This window comes from Sphingomonas sp. R647 (assembly GCF_020177055.1).
GTDB lineage: Bacteria > Pseudomonadota > Alphaproteobacteria > Sphingomonadales > Sphingomonadaceae > Sphingomonas.
The window spans coordinates 16,256-30,697 of the sequence record NZ_JAIQXT010000002.1; the positions used below are offsets into that span (position 1 = coordinate 16,256).

Annotated in this window: 18 protein-coding genes; 14 read left to right on the forward strand and 4 right to left on the reverse strand. The window is 66.5% G+C overall.

Translation table 11 applies throughout. The features are described 5' to 3' along the window. The 6 genes from K9B35_RS03935 (at position 1) to K9B35_RS03960 (ending at position 4,066) form a co-directional block, all read left to right on the forward strand. Positions 1–789 carry a DODA-type extradiol aromatic ring-opening family dioxygenase gene (locus tag K9B35_RS03935; protein ID WP_224920521.1) on the forward strand — a complete coding sequence of 263 codons (789 nt, stop codon included), beginning with the start codon at positions 1–3 and terminating at the stop codon, positions 787–789. Positions 790–829: 40 nt separating this feature from the next. Beyond that, positions 830–1,516 (forward strand): RluA family pseudouridine synthase, encoded by a 687-nt coding sequence (locus K9B35_RS03940; protein WP_224920522.1) that lies wholly within the window; start codon positions 830–832, stop codon positions 1,514–1,516. Then, positions 1,506–1,910, forward strand: coding sequence for an alternative ribosome rescue aminoacyl-tRNA hydrolase ArfB (gene arfB, locus K9B35_RS03945; protein ID WP_224920523.1), 405 nt, complete (start codon positions 1,506–1,508; stop codon positions 1,908–1,910). Before K9B35_RS03940 ends, arfB begins: the two co-directional genes overlap by 11 nt. Positions 1,911–1,953: 43 nt before the next feature. Next, positions 1,954–2,388, forward strand: a complete 435-nt coding sequence (locus tag K9B35_RS03950; RefSeq protein ID WP_224920524.1) for a hypothetical protein — start codon at positions 1,954–1,956, stop codon at positions 2,386–2,388. A gap of 40 nt (positions 2,389–2,428) precedes the next feature. After that, the gene (locus K9B35_RS03955; RefSeq protein ID WP_224920525.1) at positions 2,429–2,914 is read left to right on the forward strand and encodes a GAF domain-containing protein; all 486 of its coding nucleotides are present in this window, start codon (positions 2,429–2,431) and stop codon (positions 2,912–2,914) included. A gap of 264 nt (positions 2,915–3,178) precedes the next feature. Then, positions 3,179–4,066, forward strand: a complete 888-nt coding sequence (locus tag K9B35_RS03960; RefSeq protein ID WP_224920526.1) for an RcnB family protein — start codon at positions 3,179–3,181, stop codon at positions 4,064–4,066. Between the two features lie 96 nt (positions 4,067–4,162). Here K9B35_RS03960 and K9B35_RS03965 read toward each other — a convergent pair whose 3' ends face one another. Together K9B35_RS03965 and K9B35_RS03970 are read right to left on the reverse strand one after the other, a co-directional pair. Beyond that, positions 4,163–5,479 (reverse strand): M28 family peptidase, encoded by a 1,317-nt coding sequence (locus tag K9B35_RS03965; RefSeq protein ID WP_224920527.1) that lies wholly within the window; start codon positions 5,477–5,479, stop codon positions 4,163–4,165. Positions 5,480–5,485: 6 nt separating this feature from the next. Continuing rightward, the gene (locus K9B35_RS03970) at positions 5,486–5,941 is read right to left on the reverse strand and encodes a universal stress protein (protein WP_224920528.1); all 456 of its coding nucleotides are present in this window, start codon (positions 5,939–5,941) and stop codon (positions 5,486–5,488) included. 141 nt (positions 5,942–6,082) lie between these two features. Between K9B35_RS03970 and K9B35_RS03975 the strand changes: the two genes are divergently transcribed. Genes K9B35_RS03975 through K9B35_RS03995 form a run of 5 tightly spaced genes read left to right on the forward strand, consistent with a single transcriptional unit; the run spans position 6,083 to position 10,769 of the window. Further along, complete coding sequence (locus K9B35_RS03975) at positions 6,083–7,375, forward strand: pyruvate dehydrogenase complex dihydrolipoamide acetyltransferase (RefSeq protein ID WP_224920529.1); 1,293 nt, start codon at positions 6,083–6,085, stop codon at positions 7,373–7,375. An 11-nt stretch (positions 7,376–7,386) separates the two neighbouring features. After that, positions 7,387–7,608, forward strand: coding sequence for a hypothetical protein (locus tag K9B35_RS03980; RefSeq protein ID WP_224920530.1), 222 nt, complete (start codon positions 7,387–7,389; stop codon positions 7,606–7,608). Then, entirely contained in the window at positions 7,601–7,984 is a 384-nt protein-coding gene (locus K9B35_RS03985; protein ID WP_066659757.1) for an acyl-CoA thioesterase, read from the forward strand. Before K9B35_RS03980 ends, K9B35_RS03985 begins: the two co-directional genes overlap by 8 nt. Before the next feature lie 53 nt (positions 7,985–8,037). Next, complete coding sequence (lpdA, locus tag K9B35_RS03990; protein ID WP_224920531.1) at positions 8,038–9,438, forward strand: dihydrolipoyl dehydrogenase; 1,401 nt, start codon at positions 8,038–8,040, stop codon at positions 9,436–9,438. 56 nt (positions 9,439–9,494) lie between these two features. Beyond that, positions 9,495–10,769 (forward strand): metal-dependent hydrolase family protein, encoded by a 1,275-nt coding sequence (locus K9B35_RS03995; RefSeq protein ID WP_224920532.1) that lies wholly within the window; start codon positions 9,495–9,497, stop codon positions 10,767–10,769. Positions 10,770–10,839: 70 nt separating this feature from the next. Here the strand turns inward: K9B35_RS03995 and K9B35_RS04000 are convergent, their stop codons facing one another. Beyond that, positions 10,840–11,319, reverse strand: coding sequence for a bactofilin family protein (locus K9B35_RS04000; RefSeq protein WP_224921090.1), 480 nt, complete (start codon positions 11,317–11,319; stop codon positions 10,840–10,842). 2 nt (positions 11,320–11,321) lie between these two features. Then, a complete protein-coding gene (locus tag K9B35_RS04005; protein ID WP_224920533.1) occupies positions 11,322–12,563 on the reverse strand; it encodes a hypothetical protein in 1,242 nt (413 codons plus the stop codon). A 93-nt stretch (positions 12,564–12,656) separates the two neighbouring features. Here K9B35_RS04005 and K9B35_RS04010 point away from each other — a divergent pair, with 93 nt between their 5' ends. The 3 genes from K9B35_RS04010 to rpsG all read left to right on the forward strand — a co-directional run bounded on the left by K9B35_RS04010 (position 12,657) and on the right by rpsG (position 14,372). Beyond that, the gene (locus K9B35_RS04010; protein WP_224920534.1) at positions 12,657–13,289 is read left to right on the forward strand and encodes an SAM-dependent methyltransferase; all 633 of its coding nucleotides are present in this window, start codon (positions 12,657–12,659) and stop codon (positions 13,287–13,289) included. A gap of 181 nt (positions 13,290–13,470) precedes the next feature. Then, positions 13,471–13,842 (forward strand): 30S ribosomal protein S12, encoded by a 372-nt coding sequence (rpsL, locus tag K9B35_RS04015; protein ID WP_019831557.1) that lies wholly within the window; start codon positions 13,471–13,473, stop codon positions 13,840–13,842. A gap of 59 nt (positions 13,843–13,901) precedes the next feature. Further along, the gene (rpsG, locus tag K9B35_RS04020) at positions 13,902–14,372 is read left to right on the forward strand and encodes a 30S ribosomal protein S7 (protein ID WP_224920535.1); all 471 of its coding nucleotides are present in this window, start codon (positions 13,902–13,904) and stop codon (positions 14,370–14,372) included. The last annotated feature ends 70 nt before the right edge of the window (positions 14,373–14,442 follow it).

Below are 14,442 nucleotides of genomic sequence, written 5' to 3' on the forward strand. Positions count from 1 at the left end.
GTGACGCGCGCCGTGCAACCCGCTTTGTTCGTGTCGCACGGTTCGCCGATGATCATGTTCGAACCCAGCCCGGCGCGGGAGTTCCTCGCCGGGCTGGCGTCGCATGTGGACCGTCCCGATGCGATCTTGATGATCTCTGCCCATCACGACATGGCGGAGGCGGTGGTGACGTCGGGCAGCGACCTGCCAACGATCCATGATTTCGGCGGCTTTCCGCAGAAATTGTTCGACCTGCGCTATCCGGCCAAGGGCGATCCGGCGCTGGCGCAGGAGGTCGCGCGGCTGGTCGCGGACGCCGGGCATCCGGTGTTCCTCGATCCCGCACGTGGCCTCGATCACGGCGCGTGGGTGCCGCTGATGCTGGGCTGGCCCGATGCCGATATTCCGGTGGTGCAGCTGTCGATCAGCAGCGCGCATCCGCCCGAGTGGCATCACCGTATCGGCCAGGCGATCGCGCCGCTGCGCGACCGCAACGTGCTGATCATCGGATCAGGCAGCCTCACGCATAACCTCCGCGCGATCTTTGTCGAAGGGCGCAACCATGACGCTCCGGTGCCCGATTGGGTTTCCGGGTTTGCCGACTGGATGAACGAGCGGTTCGACGCCGGGGACACCGACGCGGTGCTCCATGCGGTCGAGCGCGGCCCGCATGGCCGTACGAACCATCCGACGATGGATCATATCCTGCCGCTGTTCACCGCGATGGCGGCAGGGGGCGGGCCGGCACAGCGGCTGCACCACAGCTATACCTATGGCGTGCTGGCGATGGACGCCTATCGCTTCGGCTAGAGGGCTGGCGTCCGGGGCCTTGCGGTGGCAAGGCGCGGGCATGATCCAGGATCACGTACTCTTTATCGACGGCGAAGCGCTGATCATCGACAAGCCCGCCGGGCTTCCGGTCGATCCGCCGCGCGACGGGTCGATCAGCCTTGAGAACCACCTCGGCAATCTGACCTTCGGGTTTCAGCGCTGGCCGACGCCGGTGCACCGGCTCGACCGCGATACCAGCGGCTGCCTGTTGCTCGCGCGCAATCCCAAGGCGCATGCGCGGTTCCAGCAGGCGTTCGAGGCGGGGCAGGTGACCAAGCGCTATCTCGCGGTGATCGATGGCATTCCCGATGCGCCGTCGGGGATGATCGATCTGCCGCTGATCAAGATTTCGAGCGCCGAGCGCGGCTGGCGAATGACCGGCAGCCCGAACGGCAAGGCCGCGCGGACGCGCTGGCGCATGCTGGCGCAGAAGGATGGGCGGGCGTTCATCGCGTTCTACCCCGAAACCGGGCGCACGCATCAGATCCGCGTCCATGCCGCCGAGGGGCTGGGCTTCCCGATCACCGGGGACCCGGTTTACGGCGTCGCCAACGGGCGCAAGATGATGCTTCACGCCGCGCAGCTCACCGTGCCGCGTCCGGGCAAGCCCGACATCCATGCCGAGGCGCCGACCCCGGATTCGTTCCGCGCGTTCGGCTTTGCGGGCGGGCAGCCCCAGGACGATCTGGGCGACGATGCCGGCTGAACTGCCCGAGGCGGCGATCGTCGAGGAGAAGTTCCTCGCCGCGTCGGGGCCGGGCGGGCAGAATGTCAACAAGGTCGCGACCGCGGTTCAGTTGCGCATCAACGTATTCGCACTCGGCCTGCCGCCCTATGCCTATGCCAAGTTCAAGGAGCTGGCGGGGAGCCGGATGACGTCGGGGGGCGAGCTTGTCGTTACCGCGCGCAAGTTCCGCACGCAGGATGCCAACCGTGAGGATGCGCGCGCGCGGGTGGTCGAGCTGATCGACAGGGCGCTGGAGCGGCAGGCGCGGCGGATCAAGACCAAGCCGGGCAAGGCGGCCAAGGCGCGGCGCGTGGACGAGAAAAAGGGGCGGTCGGCGATCAAGGCGGGGCGGGGCAGGGTCCAGCTCGATTGATCCCGTCGCGCAACGATCTCCCGGCGCGGTGCGTTGGCAAGGGATGATCCGACTGACCCTGATACTGCCGCTCGTCCTCGTCGCTGCCTGTTCGCAGGAACCGGCGCTGGACGATATGACCCAGAATAATGCGCAGGAAATGGAGCCGTTGAGCCTGCCCGATCCCGTCGAGTCGAGCCCGACCGCGACCGCCGCCACCGACGTTATTCCCGCGCCGTTTCGGGGGGAGTGGAGCGCAAAGGCCGCCGATTGCGGCAAGGGGGGCGACGTCACCCGGTTGACGATCGCACCCGGAGCACTGCGCTTCTACGAAAGCAGTGCCAGCGTGACCGGGGTTACGGGCACCGGGCAGGAAATCCGGGTTGCGGCGCGCTATACCGGTGAGGGTGAGACGTGGGAGGCGACGCGGACCTTCACGCTGTCCGCCGAGGGCAACAGCCTGATGTCGGACGGGATGACCCGCGTGCGGTGTCCTTAGGCCCTTGCATCATCGCGTTGCCCGCGCCACCTGCGCAGCCATGTACAGCTTCGACATCGCCGCCGGGTCCAAGGCCGAACTTTATCGCGATCTCCACGCCGCGCTCGATGCGCTGACGGCGGGGGAGCCTGACGCGATCGCCAATATGGCGAACGCCGCGTCGCTGATCGGCCAGTATCTTCCCGACCTCAACTGGGCGGGATTTTACCGCAATGTCGGCGGCGAGCTGGTGCTCGGGCCGTTTCAGGGCAAGGCGGCGTGTATCCGCATTCCGTTCGGCCGGGGCGTGTGCGGCGCGGCGGCGGCGACGCGTGAGACGCAGCTGGTGGAGGACGTCCACGCCTTTCCGGGGCACATTGCGTGCGACGCGGCGAGCAATGCCGAACTGGTCGTGCCGATCGTGCATGACGGCGAATTGATCGGCGTGCTCGACCTCGACAGCCCGGTCACCGGCCGCTTCGATGCCGAGGATGCGGCGGGGTGTGAGGCGCTGATGGCACTGCTGGCCCCCCGGGTCGCCGCTTAGATTTTTCAGCTTCGCTGAAGCGGCACCGGCCCGCTCCCCCCCCCCCGGCCACCCATAAAATACGATGCCGTTGGGTGGCCGGGTGGGGGAGCGGGCCGGTGCCGCGACCGCTGAAAGCGACCTGAGCGCTGCCCCGCATTGGGACTTTTTTAACCATCGTGCGCGGTGGGAACGGCGCGTCGTCAGTGTTAAAACGCTGTAAAGAGGCGCGGTCCTTCTTCCCTGCTTGAATGGCCGTGCCTCGCCAGAAAGCGAGTTGTGCCCATGCGTGTCCTTACCCTGACCACCTTGTCGATCGCCGCGATTGCGGTTGCGACCCCTGCAGAGGCGCAGCGGGTGTGGCGCGACGGGCAATGGGTCCAGCGCGATCGTGAGCCGGTGCGCTATCCGGCGCGTTCGGTGCCCCCGACGCGGATCGATCCGCCGCGCACCACCCCGCATGGCGGACGCTGGGGGCCGATGGTCGGTGGACGCTGGCACGCCGGGATGCGCGCACCGGGTGGGTGGAGCGCCTATCGCCGCCCCGTGCGCGGCTGGACGCTGCCGAGCTATTGGGTCGGCGGCGGGTTCTGGATCGATGACTGGTCGAACTGGGGGCTGAGCCGCCCGGCGCACGGCTATGGCTGGCTGCGTTACTATGACGATGCCGTGCTGGCCGACCGCGATGGTCGGGTGTGGGATTCGGTGAGCGGGCTCGATTGGAGCGGCGGTGGCGGCGGTGGTTCGGCCACGGCCTATGCCGGTGGCGGCTATGCCTCGGCGGCTGCGGCTGGCGGTGGCGGGGGCGGCGGTTATGGCGCGGGCTATGCGGCTCCGGACTATGAGGATGAAGGTTACGAGGACGAGCGCCCCGCGCGGCGATCGATCCCTGCACAGCGATACCCGGGGGGGTATGCCCCGCCGTCCTGCGCCAGCCCATGCGGCGCGCAGGGCGGCGGCTACGCCCGCGGCTATCATGGCAGCGGCTATTACATGGCCGGGCCGACGGTGACGACGATCGTCATCCAGTCGGGCGCGACCACGACGACCACCGTCACCGAAGAGGTGATCGAGGAGGTCGAGGAAGTCCGCACCTATCGCGCGCCGGTAAAGACCGTGCGGCGCTATCCGAGCAAGACGGTGCGGCGGTCGACCAAGGATTGCTGCCGGTAAACTGCGTCGCCCCGGCGCAGGCGGGGGCCGTCAAGTGGTGAGGGAATCCCGCGAAACTCGGCGGCCCCGGCCTGCGCCGGGGCGACGATTGGGGCCTCAATTCCGCGGCGGGCGCGTTCCGAACGTGACGATGCTCTCGCTGCCGTCCGCCGCGACTGCCGACACGCCGATGAAGTGATCGTCGACCACCACGTCCTTCAGCACCGTCTCGGTCCGCCCGGCGACGCCGCGCACGTCGGTCCAGTTCTGCGTGTCGTTGCGGCGCCAATAGACCTTGTAGCCGCGCGCGCCGGGGACGGTGTTCCAGCGCACCTTGGTATCCGCGCTCACCGCGCCGTCGAGCACCACGCCTGACGGTGCCGAGGGCGCGTTGGCGAGGCGGCGGATCGTGGCGATGTTGAGTGCGGTCACCTTCGCCAGATAGGGGAAGTCCATCTTGTCGACCGTGTCGCCGTAAACGCGGCCCTTCTCGGTGCGCAGATCCTGATGCTGCTGGTCGTAATTCTCCGCAGCGACCGAGAAACGGACGGCGGGGTAGCCGACGCGCAGGAACGGCTCGTGATCGCCGCCACGCCCGAAGCGGTCGGGGCGACGGACGACGAAGACATCGAGTGCGTCCTTGTCGTGCTCGCGCATCCCGTCCGCGACCTTGTCGATCGCCTTGGCGAGCGCGCGGCTGGGGCCGTCATCCTCGCCGCCATCGCCGCGCCGGCCGATCTGGCCGGGCAGGTCTTCGGACGCGCGGATGCCTTCGGAAAAGACGCGGACGCGATCGGCAACGCGGACGCCATTCTGGCCGACGGTGTTGCCGACGATGTCGTTGTTGAGGACCGCGATGACTTCCCAGCCGCGTTCCTTCGCGGTCTCGGCGAGCAAGGTGCCGCCCCACAATCCCTGTTCCTCACCCGACAGCAGCGCATAGACGATCGTCGCCTTGAGCTTGTGCTTCGACAGGATGCGTGCCGCCTCGATCACCAGAGCGGTGCCGGAGGCGTCGTCATTCGCGCCGGGGGCGTCGCTGGTGAAGTCCATGACGTCGCTGACGCGCGAATCGATATGGCCCTGGACGATGACGACGCGCTTGGGGTCTTCGCCCTGCTGGAAGCCAAGCACGTTGACGACCTCGACCCCGTTCGGCGCGCGCGGGCCGGTGAAGGTGCGGCCGATCCGTGCGACGGTAATGCAGTTGCCGCACGCCGCGCCGATCCGGTCGAGCTCCTCCGCGCCCCATTTCCGCGCCGCGCCGATGCCGCGCACCGGATCGTCGGGGGAGGACAGGGTGTGGCGCGTGCCGAAGCTGACCAGCTTTTCGACATCGGCCTTGAGCCGTTCGGGGCTCGGCGCGTCGACGGGCTTTTGCTGGGCGGCGGCGGGGGCTGCGATCAGCAGCGTGGACAGGATGATGGTGCGCATAAGTCCTCAGCTTAGCCGGTCGATCGCCTCGCGGTCGAGGCTTCCCGGGATGATCATCAGCGGGACCGGCAGGATCGCCATGTCGCCGCTGGTAAAGTGGGTGACGATCGGGCCGGGCTTGCCGCCGACCGCAGCGCCGAGCACGAGCGCGGCGATCTCTGGATTCGCCTCGATCATCTCGCGGATAATCTTTGGCCCGTCGCCCTCGATCACGGTGATGGTGGGTTTGAGCCCCGATTCCTGGATCAGCGTTCCCGCCGCGCCGGCGACCAGTGCTTCGGCGCGCTGCCGCCCCTCTTCCTCGATCGTCGCCATCACGCCGCCCCACTGGACGAAGTCGGGCTTGGGAATCAGCGCGAGAATCTCGACTCCACCGCCGGTCTTGACCGCACGGCGCGCGGCGAAGCGGAGCGCGATCTGCGCCTCGGGGCTTTCATCGATCACGACCAGATAGGTACGCATGAAACCAGTTCCCCTCTCCGTTGGTGACAGGTGGTGACGCGTCGCGCACCTGAGCGCAAGGGGCGGGGTTGACCCAAGCCGTTCATCGCGCAAGGAGGGCGCGAGAACCCACCCCATATCACGACAGGATCCTCCCCACCCATGTCGATCGAAATCAAGATGCCCGCTTTGTCTCCGACGATGGAGGAGGGCACGCTCGCCAAATGGCTGGTGAAAGAAGGCGATACGGTCAAAGCCGGCGACCTGATGGCAGAGATCGAGACCGACAAGGCGACGATGGAGTTCGAGGCGGTCGATGAGGGCGTGATCGCCAAGATCGTCATTGCCGAGGGCACGGACGGGGTGAAGGTCGGCACCGTCATCGCCGTGCTGGCGGGCGAGGGCGAGGATGCCGCGTCGGTGTCCGCGCCGAAGGCTGAGGCTCCCAAGGCCGAAGCTCCCAAGGCCGAGGCTGCTCCGGCGCCCGCCGCCGCGCCCGCGCCCGCTCCGGCGGCTGCGCCAAAGGCTGACGGCGACCGGGTCAAGGCGAGCCCGCTGGCGCGCCGCATCGCTGCGGAAAAGGGCGTGGACCTGTCTGGCGTCGCTGGCTCCGGCCCGAACGGCCGCATCGTCAAGGCCGACGTCGCTGACGCGAAGGCCGGTGCGGCCCCTGCGCCCAAGGCTGCCGAAGCACCCGCCGCCGCCGGCGCGCCCGCTGCATCGGCTCCGGCCGCAGCCCCGGCATCGGTCTGGTATGACGAGAGCATCCCACACGAGGTCGAGAAGCTCAGCAACATCCGCAAGACGATCGCGCGCCGCCTGACCGAGGCGAAGCAGACGATCCCGCACATCTATCTGACCGTCGACATCCAGCTCGACGCGTTGCTCAAACTGCGCGGCCAGCTCAACAAGAGCCTGGAAGGGCGCGGCGTGAAGCTGTCGGTCAACGACATGCTGATCAAGGCGCTCGCGGTTGCGCTGGTGCAGGTGCCCAAGTGCAACGTGACCTACGCCGGCGACAAGCTGGTGAAGTATAGCCGCGCCGACATCTCGGTCGCCGTGTCCACCCCGACCGGCCTGATCACCCCGATCATCCGCGACGCGGCGAATATCGGCCTCGCGTCGATCTCGACCCAGATGAAGGAGCTTGGCCAGCGCGCCAAGGAAGGCAAGCTCCAGCCGCACGAATATCAGGGCGGCACCGCCAGCATTTCGAACATGGGCATGTTCGGGATCAAGCAGTTCGACGCGGTGATCAACCCGCCCCAGGCGATGATCCTGGCGGTCGGCGCGGGCGAGAAGCGTCCGTATATCGTCGACGACGCGCTCGGCGTCGCGACGGTGATGTCGGCGACCGGCAGCTTCGATCACCGCGCGGTGGACGGGGCCGATGGCGCCGAGCTGATGAAGGTGCTCAAGGCGCTGATCGAATCGCCCATGGGCCTGCTGGCCTGAGCGCCCCCGCCATGCGTGTCCTGATCGAAGCATTGCATATCGCCGCAGGAATCGCGGTCGCGTTGCTGATCGGGGCACTGGCGAGCTGGGCCTATCCGCTCGCGCAGGGCGATGTGTGGCTGGTCACGGGCACCGCGATTCTGTGCATCATCGTCATGGGCATCGGGCCAATGCGCCGCGCGCTTTGGCTGCAACGCAATCCGCCGGGCGGGGAGGGCGGCGACGATGCCTGACCGGGAGCCCCCCGCCATCGAACCCGCGATCCGCGTCAGCACCATGCCCGCCGATGCCAATGCCTATGGCGATATTTTCGGTGGCTGGCTGGTGGGACAGATGGACCTTGCTGCAGGCCTCGTCGCCGCGCGCCGCGCCAAGGGCCGCGCGGTCACGGTCGCGATGGACTCGATGCAGTTTCACGCGCCGGTTGCGGTCGGTGACGAAGTGTCGGTCTATGCGCAGATCGTGAAGATCGGGCGGTCGTCGATGCTGATCGAGGTCGAAGCCTGGCGCCGCTGCCGTCATGGCGAAGAGCGCGAATTGGTGACGCAGGCGAACTTCACCTTTGTTGCGGTCGGCGAGGACCGCAAACCACGGCCGGTGGACGGATAGTCCGACCGACCCCATCTCACTTTCCCAACCCTTCCTTCCCCAGGGGCAAAACCATGGCTGAATCCTATGACCTGATCGTGCTCGGCTCCGGACCCGGCGGCTATGTCGCCGCGATCCGCGCGAGCCAGCTCGGTCTCAAGACCGCGATCGTCGAGCGCGAGCTGCTCGGCGGCATCTGCCTCAACTGGGGGTGTATTCCGACCAAGGCGCTGCTGCGCTCGGCCGAGATTTTCCACTTCATGCAGCACGCCAAGGACTATGGTCTGGCTGCCGAGAAGATCAGCGCCGACCTCGACGCGGTGGTCAAGCGCTCGCGCGGCGTCGCCAAGCAGCTCAATCAGGGCATCACGCACCTGATGAAGAAGAACAAGATCGCGGTGCACATGGGCACTGGCAAGCTGACCGGTAAGGGTAAGCTCAGCGTCACCGGCGCGGATGGCAAGGTGACCGAGCTGGCCGCGAAGAACATCATCCTCGCGACCGGCGCGCGGGCCCGCGACCTGCCGAACCTGCCCGCCGATGGCGAGCGCGTGTGGACCTATCGTCATGCGATGACGCCCAAGGAAATGCCGGGCAAGCTGCTGGTGATCGGATCGGGCGCGATCGGGATCGAGTTTGCGAGCTTCTACAACGACATGGGCAGCGACGTGACGGTGGTCGAGATGCTCGACCGCATCGTGCCGGTCGAGGACAAGGACATCTCCGCGCATCTGGAAAAGGCGCTCAAGAAACAGGGCATGAATATCATGACCAGCGCCAAGATCGAGTCGATCAGCGCCGACAAGAACGGCGTGAAGGCGACGATCACCGGCAAGGACGGCAAGGCGGTTGCGGGTGAATACAGCCATGTCATCGTCGCGATCGGCATCGTGCCGAACACGGCGGACATCGGCCTCAAGGAACTCGGCGTCGAGGTCGACGATCGCGGGTTCCTCAAGACCGATCCGGCGTGCAAGACCAATGTCGAGGGCCTCTACGCGATCGGCGACATCACCGCGCCGCCTTGGCTGGCGCACAAAGCCAGCCATGAGGGCGTGATCGCGGCCGAGGCGATTGCGGGCAAGCACCCGCACGCAATGGACCCGCGCAACATTCCCGGCTGCACCTATTGCCACCCGCAGATCGCCAGCGTCGGTCTGACCGAGGCGAAGGCGAAGGAAGCGGGTTACGAGGTCAAGGTCGGCAACTTCCCCTTCATCGGCAACGGTAAGGCGATCGCGCTGGGCGAGCCCGATGGGTTCGTGAAGACCGTGTTCGACGCCAAGACCGGCGAACTGCTCGGCGCGCACATGATCGGCGCGGAAGTGACCGAAATGATCCAGGGCTACACCATCGGCAAGACGCTCGAGACGACCGAGGCCGAGCTGATGGAAACCGTCTTCCCGCACCCGACGATCAGCGAGTCGATGCATGAGAGCGTGCTGGCCGCTTATGGCCGGGTGATCCATATCTGATTGACCTTGATCGTGTTCGCGGCGAGCGTGCTGCGGACACGACAGGGGATATTCGTATGAAGTTCAGCATGATCGGCGTGGCGATTGCGCTCGCCGCCGCCACGCCCGCAGCCGCCGAAACGGTGGTGGTCACCGCCGACCGGATGATCGACGTGGTCAGCGGCACGGTGGTCGAGCATCCCGCGATCTTCATCACCGATGGCCGCATCACCAACATCGCCGACGCGCGCATTGTCCGCTGGAGCAGCGATGTCCGGCACATCAACCTGAGCGGGAAGACGATCCTGCCCGGGCTGATCGACATGCATGTCCATCTCGACAGCAACCCGATTTACGGCGGCTATACCGGCCTGCAGTTCACCGACAGCTTCTGGGCGATTCAGGGGACGGCGAATGCGCGGGCGATGCTGCGCGCGGGCTTTACGACGATCCGCAATGTCGGGTCCGAAAATTATGCCGATGTCGGGTACAAGCAGGCGATTGCCGAAGGGCTGATTGCCGGGCCGCGGATCGTGCCGGGCGCGCATTCGCTGGGCGCGACGGGCGGGCATTGCGACAGCACCTATCTGCCGCCCTCGTTCAAGTCGAAGGGCGTGGCGGTCGGCGACGGGGCGCAGGAGCTGCGTCGGATCGTGCGCGAGCAGCGCAAATATGGTGCCGAGGTGATCAAGATCTGCGCCACGGGCGGGGTCTTTTCGCGCAATACCGAGCCGGGGCAGCAGCAGCTGTCGGAGGATGAGATGCGCGCCATCGCGGATGAGGCACATCAATGGGGACTGAAGGTTGCAGCGCACGCGCATGGCGCGGCGGGGATCAAGGCGGCGATCCGCGCGGGCATCGACACGATCGAGCATGCCAGCCTGGTCGATGACGAAGGGATCAGGCTGGCGGTCGCGCGCAAGCAGCCGGTGTGGTTTTCGATGGATATCTACAACACCGAATATACCCAGTCCGAGGGCAAGAAGAACGGCGTGCTCGAGGATAACCTCCGCAAGGACCGCGAGATCGCGCAGATCCAGCGTGACAATTTCCGCAAGGCGCATGCGGCCGGCGTGAAGATGGTGTTCGGCAGCGACGCTGGCGTGATGCCGCACGGTACGGCTGCGGGTCAGTTCAAATATATGGTCCAGTACGGCATGACCCCGATTGAGGCGATCCGCGCCGCGACGGTGAACGCCGCCGAGGCGTTGGGGCGTACCAAGGATGTCGGTGCGATCGAGGTAGGCCGCTATGGCGACCTGATCGCGGTCGAGGGCGATCCGTTGAAGGACGTGACCGTGCTGACCAAGGTCACCGATGTGATCAAGGGCGGCGCGCGCGTCGCCGACTGACGCGAGACACGAAAAGGGGCGCGTTCCTTGCGGAGCGCGCCCTTTCTTGGCTCGACGCTGAGGATCGGGCCTAGCTCGATCCGATGACCGATGCGACGGTGACCGGCTGGCCCGAGAGGGGCTGAACCGGCTCGGCACGCAGCGGTGCGGCGGTGATCGCGCTCATATGCTTGAGACGGCCGTCGATATGGCCGCCATTTTCGATCGTGATATTCTCATATTCGACATCGCCCGTGATGCGCGCGGTGCGCTCGACGGTGAGCAGCTTGGCGCGGACCGTGCCCTCGATCGCGCCGGCGAGGCGCGCGGTTTCTGCCGTCACGCTGCCGAAGATCTGGCTGTCGGCGCCCTGAGCGAGCGTGCCGCAATCGACATCGCCCTCGACCCGACCCTCGATATGCAGCTCGCTGGTCGCGCGGATGCTGCCGGTAATCACGATGTCCGGCCCGATGACCGAGAACATGCCGCGCTTCGATGCGCCGCCGCTCGGCGCGGGCGGTGCAGGTGGCATGGCGGGACGATCGTCACGCGAACGGTTGTTGTTGAACATCTTCACTCCCCACTTCCCCGGAAACTGAGTCGCTGTTCAATATCATAGCGAAATCCGGGCCGCAGCACGGCTGGTCGCGGATTTCGTCCCGTTGGGGGATTATCATTTGCATTGGGCGCGACCAGCGGTCCCGCCGCGATCCAGGTTGCCACGATCATGCACAGCGCGCCCATGGCGACCATCGGGGCGCCCAGCCCGAGATAGCCGGTGATCGCCGCGAACGACGCGATCTGAACCAGCGCGGCGAGCGCGAACGCCGGGCGGGTGCCGCGGGCGATGGCGAAGGCGAGGATCAGCATGTCGGCGAGCAGGAAATAGCGCTCGTGCATGCGCGGGAGCAAACCGGCGGTAAGCAAGGCGGCGAGTGCGGCCATGCCGACGAGCCCGGCATTGTCGAACCGCACCACCTGCATCTTCGCGACGAACCAGGCAGTAGCGCCGAGCGCGGCCGCCAGGGCCAGACCGAACAGGCGCGGTGCGAACTCGGGGGCGATCATCCCCGCGAGCGACCAGATGTTCGGCGCATTGCGGGCGATGTCGTTGCTGAACGTGCCGGCCTGCCGGAAATAGACGGTGGCGAGGTCGGCGGGAGGCCAGCCAGCGAGCAGGGCAGGGGCCATCAGCGCGAGCAGCGCGGCGGGGGCGGCGAGCCACTGGACCAAAGGCACGCGGCGCTGGATCGCGAGGGCGAGGAAGAACGGCGCGACGAGAACCGCCTGCGCCTTGAACGCAACCGCCACGCCGCACCAGACGAACATCGCGACATGCCGCCGCTCGACGGCCATTGCGACCGCCATCAGGCAGGCGGCGACATAGATCGCGTCGCACTGGCCCATCAGCAGCGCGTTAAACGCGACCGAGGGCAGGGCGACGACCAATGCGGCCCAATGCGCGCGCTGTACAACGCCGAGTGCGCCGAGCAGCCGGTGCATGGCGAGCGCGAGCGCGACAGTGCCAGCGACCGAGAGCAGTTTGATCACGCTCATCGGATCGAGCCACGCGGTGAGCGGGCTGAACAGTGCGAGCAGGTAGAGGTAGCTCGGCATGTAGTTGGAGAAGGGCCGCGCGAAGGCGTCAGCGACTCCGGCGTCGCGGATCGTTTCAAGCCAGGGGATCAGATAGGCGGTCATGTCCGGGGTGAACAGCGGCCACAGCGCCCATGCCTGTACCGCCGCGACTAGGGCGACGAGCCAGGGGGCAGGGGCGGCAAATCCCGGATGGTTGGGAGCGGGCGGCATCGTCATTGCGGATAGGCCGTGGCGCTGAAGATCGGGTTAAGCGTTTGCCGCTGCGGGTGGTGGACAAGTGGCTGGGCGCGAGGCAGAAAACCGCCGTTAATGCGCGTCCGTCTGTCCTCCGCCGCTCGATTCCGTATCGCCGCCCTCGTCCTGGCGGTGGTCGCGCTTGGGCTCATCGCGCTGGGTGCGCGGTGCATGTTGCCGACGATGGTGAGCTGTTCGGCCTCCACGATCTTTGGCGGGCCGGCGCTGGATGTCCCCTACAAGAGCACGCGGCGCGAGGTGGTCGCGCTGATGCTCGAGATGGGTGAGGTGAAGCCCGGCGACAAGGTGATCGACCTGGGTACCGGTGACGGGCGCATCCTGATCGCCGCGGCGAAGGAGCGCGGTGCAAAGGGGCTGGGCGTCGACCTCGATCCGGTGCTGATCCGCAAGGCACGTGCGGCGGCGCGCAAGGCGGGTGTGGCGGACAAGGTGCGATTCGAAGCGGCGGACCTGTTCGAGACCGATTTGAGTTCCGCCGATGTCGTCACCATGTACCTGCTGCCGGAGGTTAATCTGCGCCTGCGCCCGCAGCTGTTCGCGCAACTGAAACCCGGGACCCGCGTGGTCAGCCATGCGTTTGATATGGGCGACTGGAAGCCGGAGGCGAAGCGCCGCGCCGGGGGTGCTACCGTCTATATGTGGCGCATCCCCGCGCGACCGGGTACTCCCACCCAAACACCCCGTTGACCGGTCGGGGGTGCGCGTATATAGGCCGCGCGCTCGCAGGGATTCCGTCCCGCGAGCTTTAATGAGCTGAACGTTGTTGGAGACGCCAGGGCCCGGAGGCCGCTTTAGGGCCGCCAGGGTCCTTTCGTATTTTCCGGAATCATGGCTCCAGCAAAGTAACCATTGGAAGGTGAAGGGCTTCATGCCGACGATTAACCAGCTGGTCCGCAAGGGCCGCGAACCGCAGAAGGCCAAGAGCAAGGTCCCTGCGATGGAACAGAACCCGCAGAAGCGCGGTGTCTGCACCCGCGTGTACACGACGACCCCGAAGAAGCCGAACTCGGCATTGCGCAAGGTGGCCAAGGTTCGCCTGACCAACCAGCGCGAAGTGATTTCGTACATCCCGGGTGAAGGCCACAACCTTCAGGAGCACTCGGTGGTCCTGATCCGCGGCGGTCGCGTTCGCGATCTTCCCGGCGTGCGCTATCACGTCCTGCGCGGCGTTCTCGATACCCAGGGTGTCAAGGATCGCAAGCAGAGCCGTTCGAAGTACGGCGCGAAGCGTCCGAAGTAAGCCAAAGTAAGCCCCGGACAGGTTCCGGAACCGGCTGAAGTTTTAGAAGGAAATTCAAGATGGCTCGTCGTCGTCGTCCCGAAAAGCGGGAAATCCTGCCCGATCCCGTGTACGGAGATCAGGTTCTGTCGAAGTTCATGAATAGCGTGATGCTGGACGGCAAGAAGGCCGTCGCCGAAGGCATCGTCTATTCGGCGCTTCAGGTTGTCGAGCAGCGTGCGAAGAAGGACCCGATCGGCGTCTTTCACGAAGCGCTCAACAACATCAAGCCGGGCATCGAAGTCCGCAGCCGCCGCGTCGGTGGTGCGACCTATCAGGTCCCGGTCGAGGTGCGCCCCGAGCGCGCCCAGGCACTGGCGATCCGCTGGCTGATCACGTCTGCGCGCAACCGCAGCGAGAACACGATGTCGGCACGCCTGTCGGGTGAGCTGCTGGACGCTTCGAACAATCGCGGCAACGCGGTGAAGAAGCGCGAAGACACGCACCGTATGGCGGAAGCGAACCGCGCGTTCAGCCACTACCGCTGGTAATGACGGCGTTGCCGGTCTTTTTCCGGTAACATTCTTACCTATATCCCGGGGAGTCGCTTCTGGCGGCTCC

Excerpts from the sequence above, each read along its gene's own strand:
- K9B35_RS03940 (WP_224920522.1), top strand. The coding sequence starts at position 830 with ATGATCCAGGATCACGTACTCTTTATCGACGGCGAAGCGCTGATCATC.
- arfB (WP_224920523.1), top strand. The coding sequence starts at position 1,506 with ATGCCGGCTGAACTGCCCGAGGCGGCGATCGTCGAGGAGAAGTTCCTC.
- K9B35_RS03950 (WP_224920524.1), top strand. The coding sequence starts at position 1,954 with ATGATCCGACTGACCCTGATACTGCCGCTCGTCCTCGTCGCTGCCTGT.
- K9B35_RS03955 (WP_224920525.1), top strand. The coding sequence starts at position 2,429 with ATGTACAGCTTCGACATCGCCGCCGGGTCCAAGGCCGAACTTTATCGC.
- K9B35_RS03960 (WP_224920526.1), top strand. The coding sequence starts at position 3,179 with ATGCGTGTCCTTACCCTGACCACCTTGTCGATCGCCGCGATTGCGGTT.
- K9B35_RS03965 (WP_224920527.1), bottom strand. The coding sequence starts at position 5,479 with ATGCGCACCATCATCCTGTCCACGCTGCTGATCGCAGCCCCCGCCGCC.
- K9B35_RS03970 (WP_224920528.1), bottom strand. The coding sequence starts at position 5,941 with ATGCGTACCTATCTGGTCGTGATCGATGAAAGCCCCGAGGCGCAGATC.
- K9B35_RS03975 (WP_224920529.1), top strand. The coding sequence starts at position 6,083 with ATGTCGATCGAAATCAAGATGCCCGCTTTGTCTCCGACGATGGAGGAG.
- K9B35_RS03980 (WP_224920530.1), top strand. The coding sequence starts at position 7,387 with ATGCGTGTCCTGATCGAAGCATTGCATATCGCCGCAGGAATCGCGGTC.
- K9B35_RS03985 (WP_066659757.1), top strand. The coding sequence starts at position 7,601 with ATGCCTGACCGGGAGCCCCCCGCCATCGAACCCGCGATCCGCGTCAGC.
- lpdA (WP_224920531.1), top strand. The coding sequence starts at position 8,038 with ATGGCTGAATCCTATGACCTGATCGTGCTCGGCTCCGGACCCGGCGGC.
- K9B35_RS03995 (WP_224920532.1), top strand. The coding sequence starts at position 9,495 with ATGAAGTTCAGCATGATCGGCGTGGCGATTGCGCTCGCCGCCGCCACG.
- K9B35_RS04000 (WP_224921090.1), bottom strand. The coding sequence starts at position 11,319 with ATGTTCAACAACAACCGTTCGCGTGACGATCGTCCCGCCATGCCACCT.
- K9B35_RS04005 (WP_224920533.1), bottom strand. The coding sequence starts at position 12,563 with ATGACGATGCCGCCCGCTCCCAACCATCCGGGATTTGCCGCCCCTGCC.
- K9B35_RS04010 (WP_224920534.1), top strand. The coding sequence starts at position 12,657 with ATGCGCGTCCGTCTGTCCTCCGCCGCTCGATTCCGTATCGCCGCCCTC.
- rpsL (WP_019831557.1), top strand. The coding sequence starts at position 13,471 with ATGCCGACGATTAACCAGCTGGTCCGCAAGGGCCGCGAACCGCAGAAG.
- rpsG (WP_224920535.1), top strand. The coding sequence starts at position 13,902 with ATGGCTCGTCGTCGTCGTCCCGAAAAGCGGGAAATCCTGCCCGATCCC.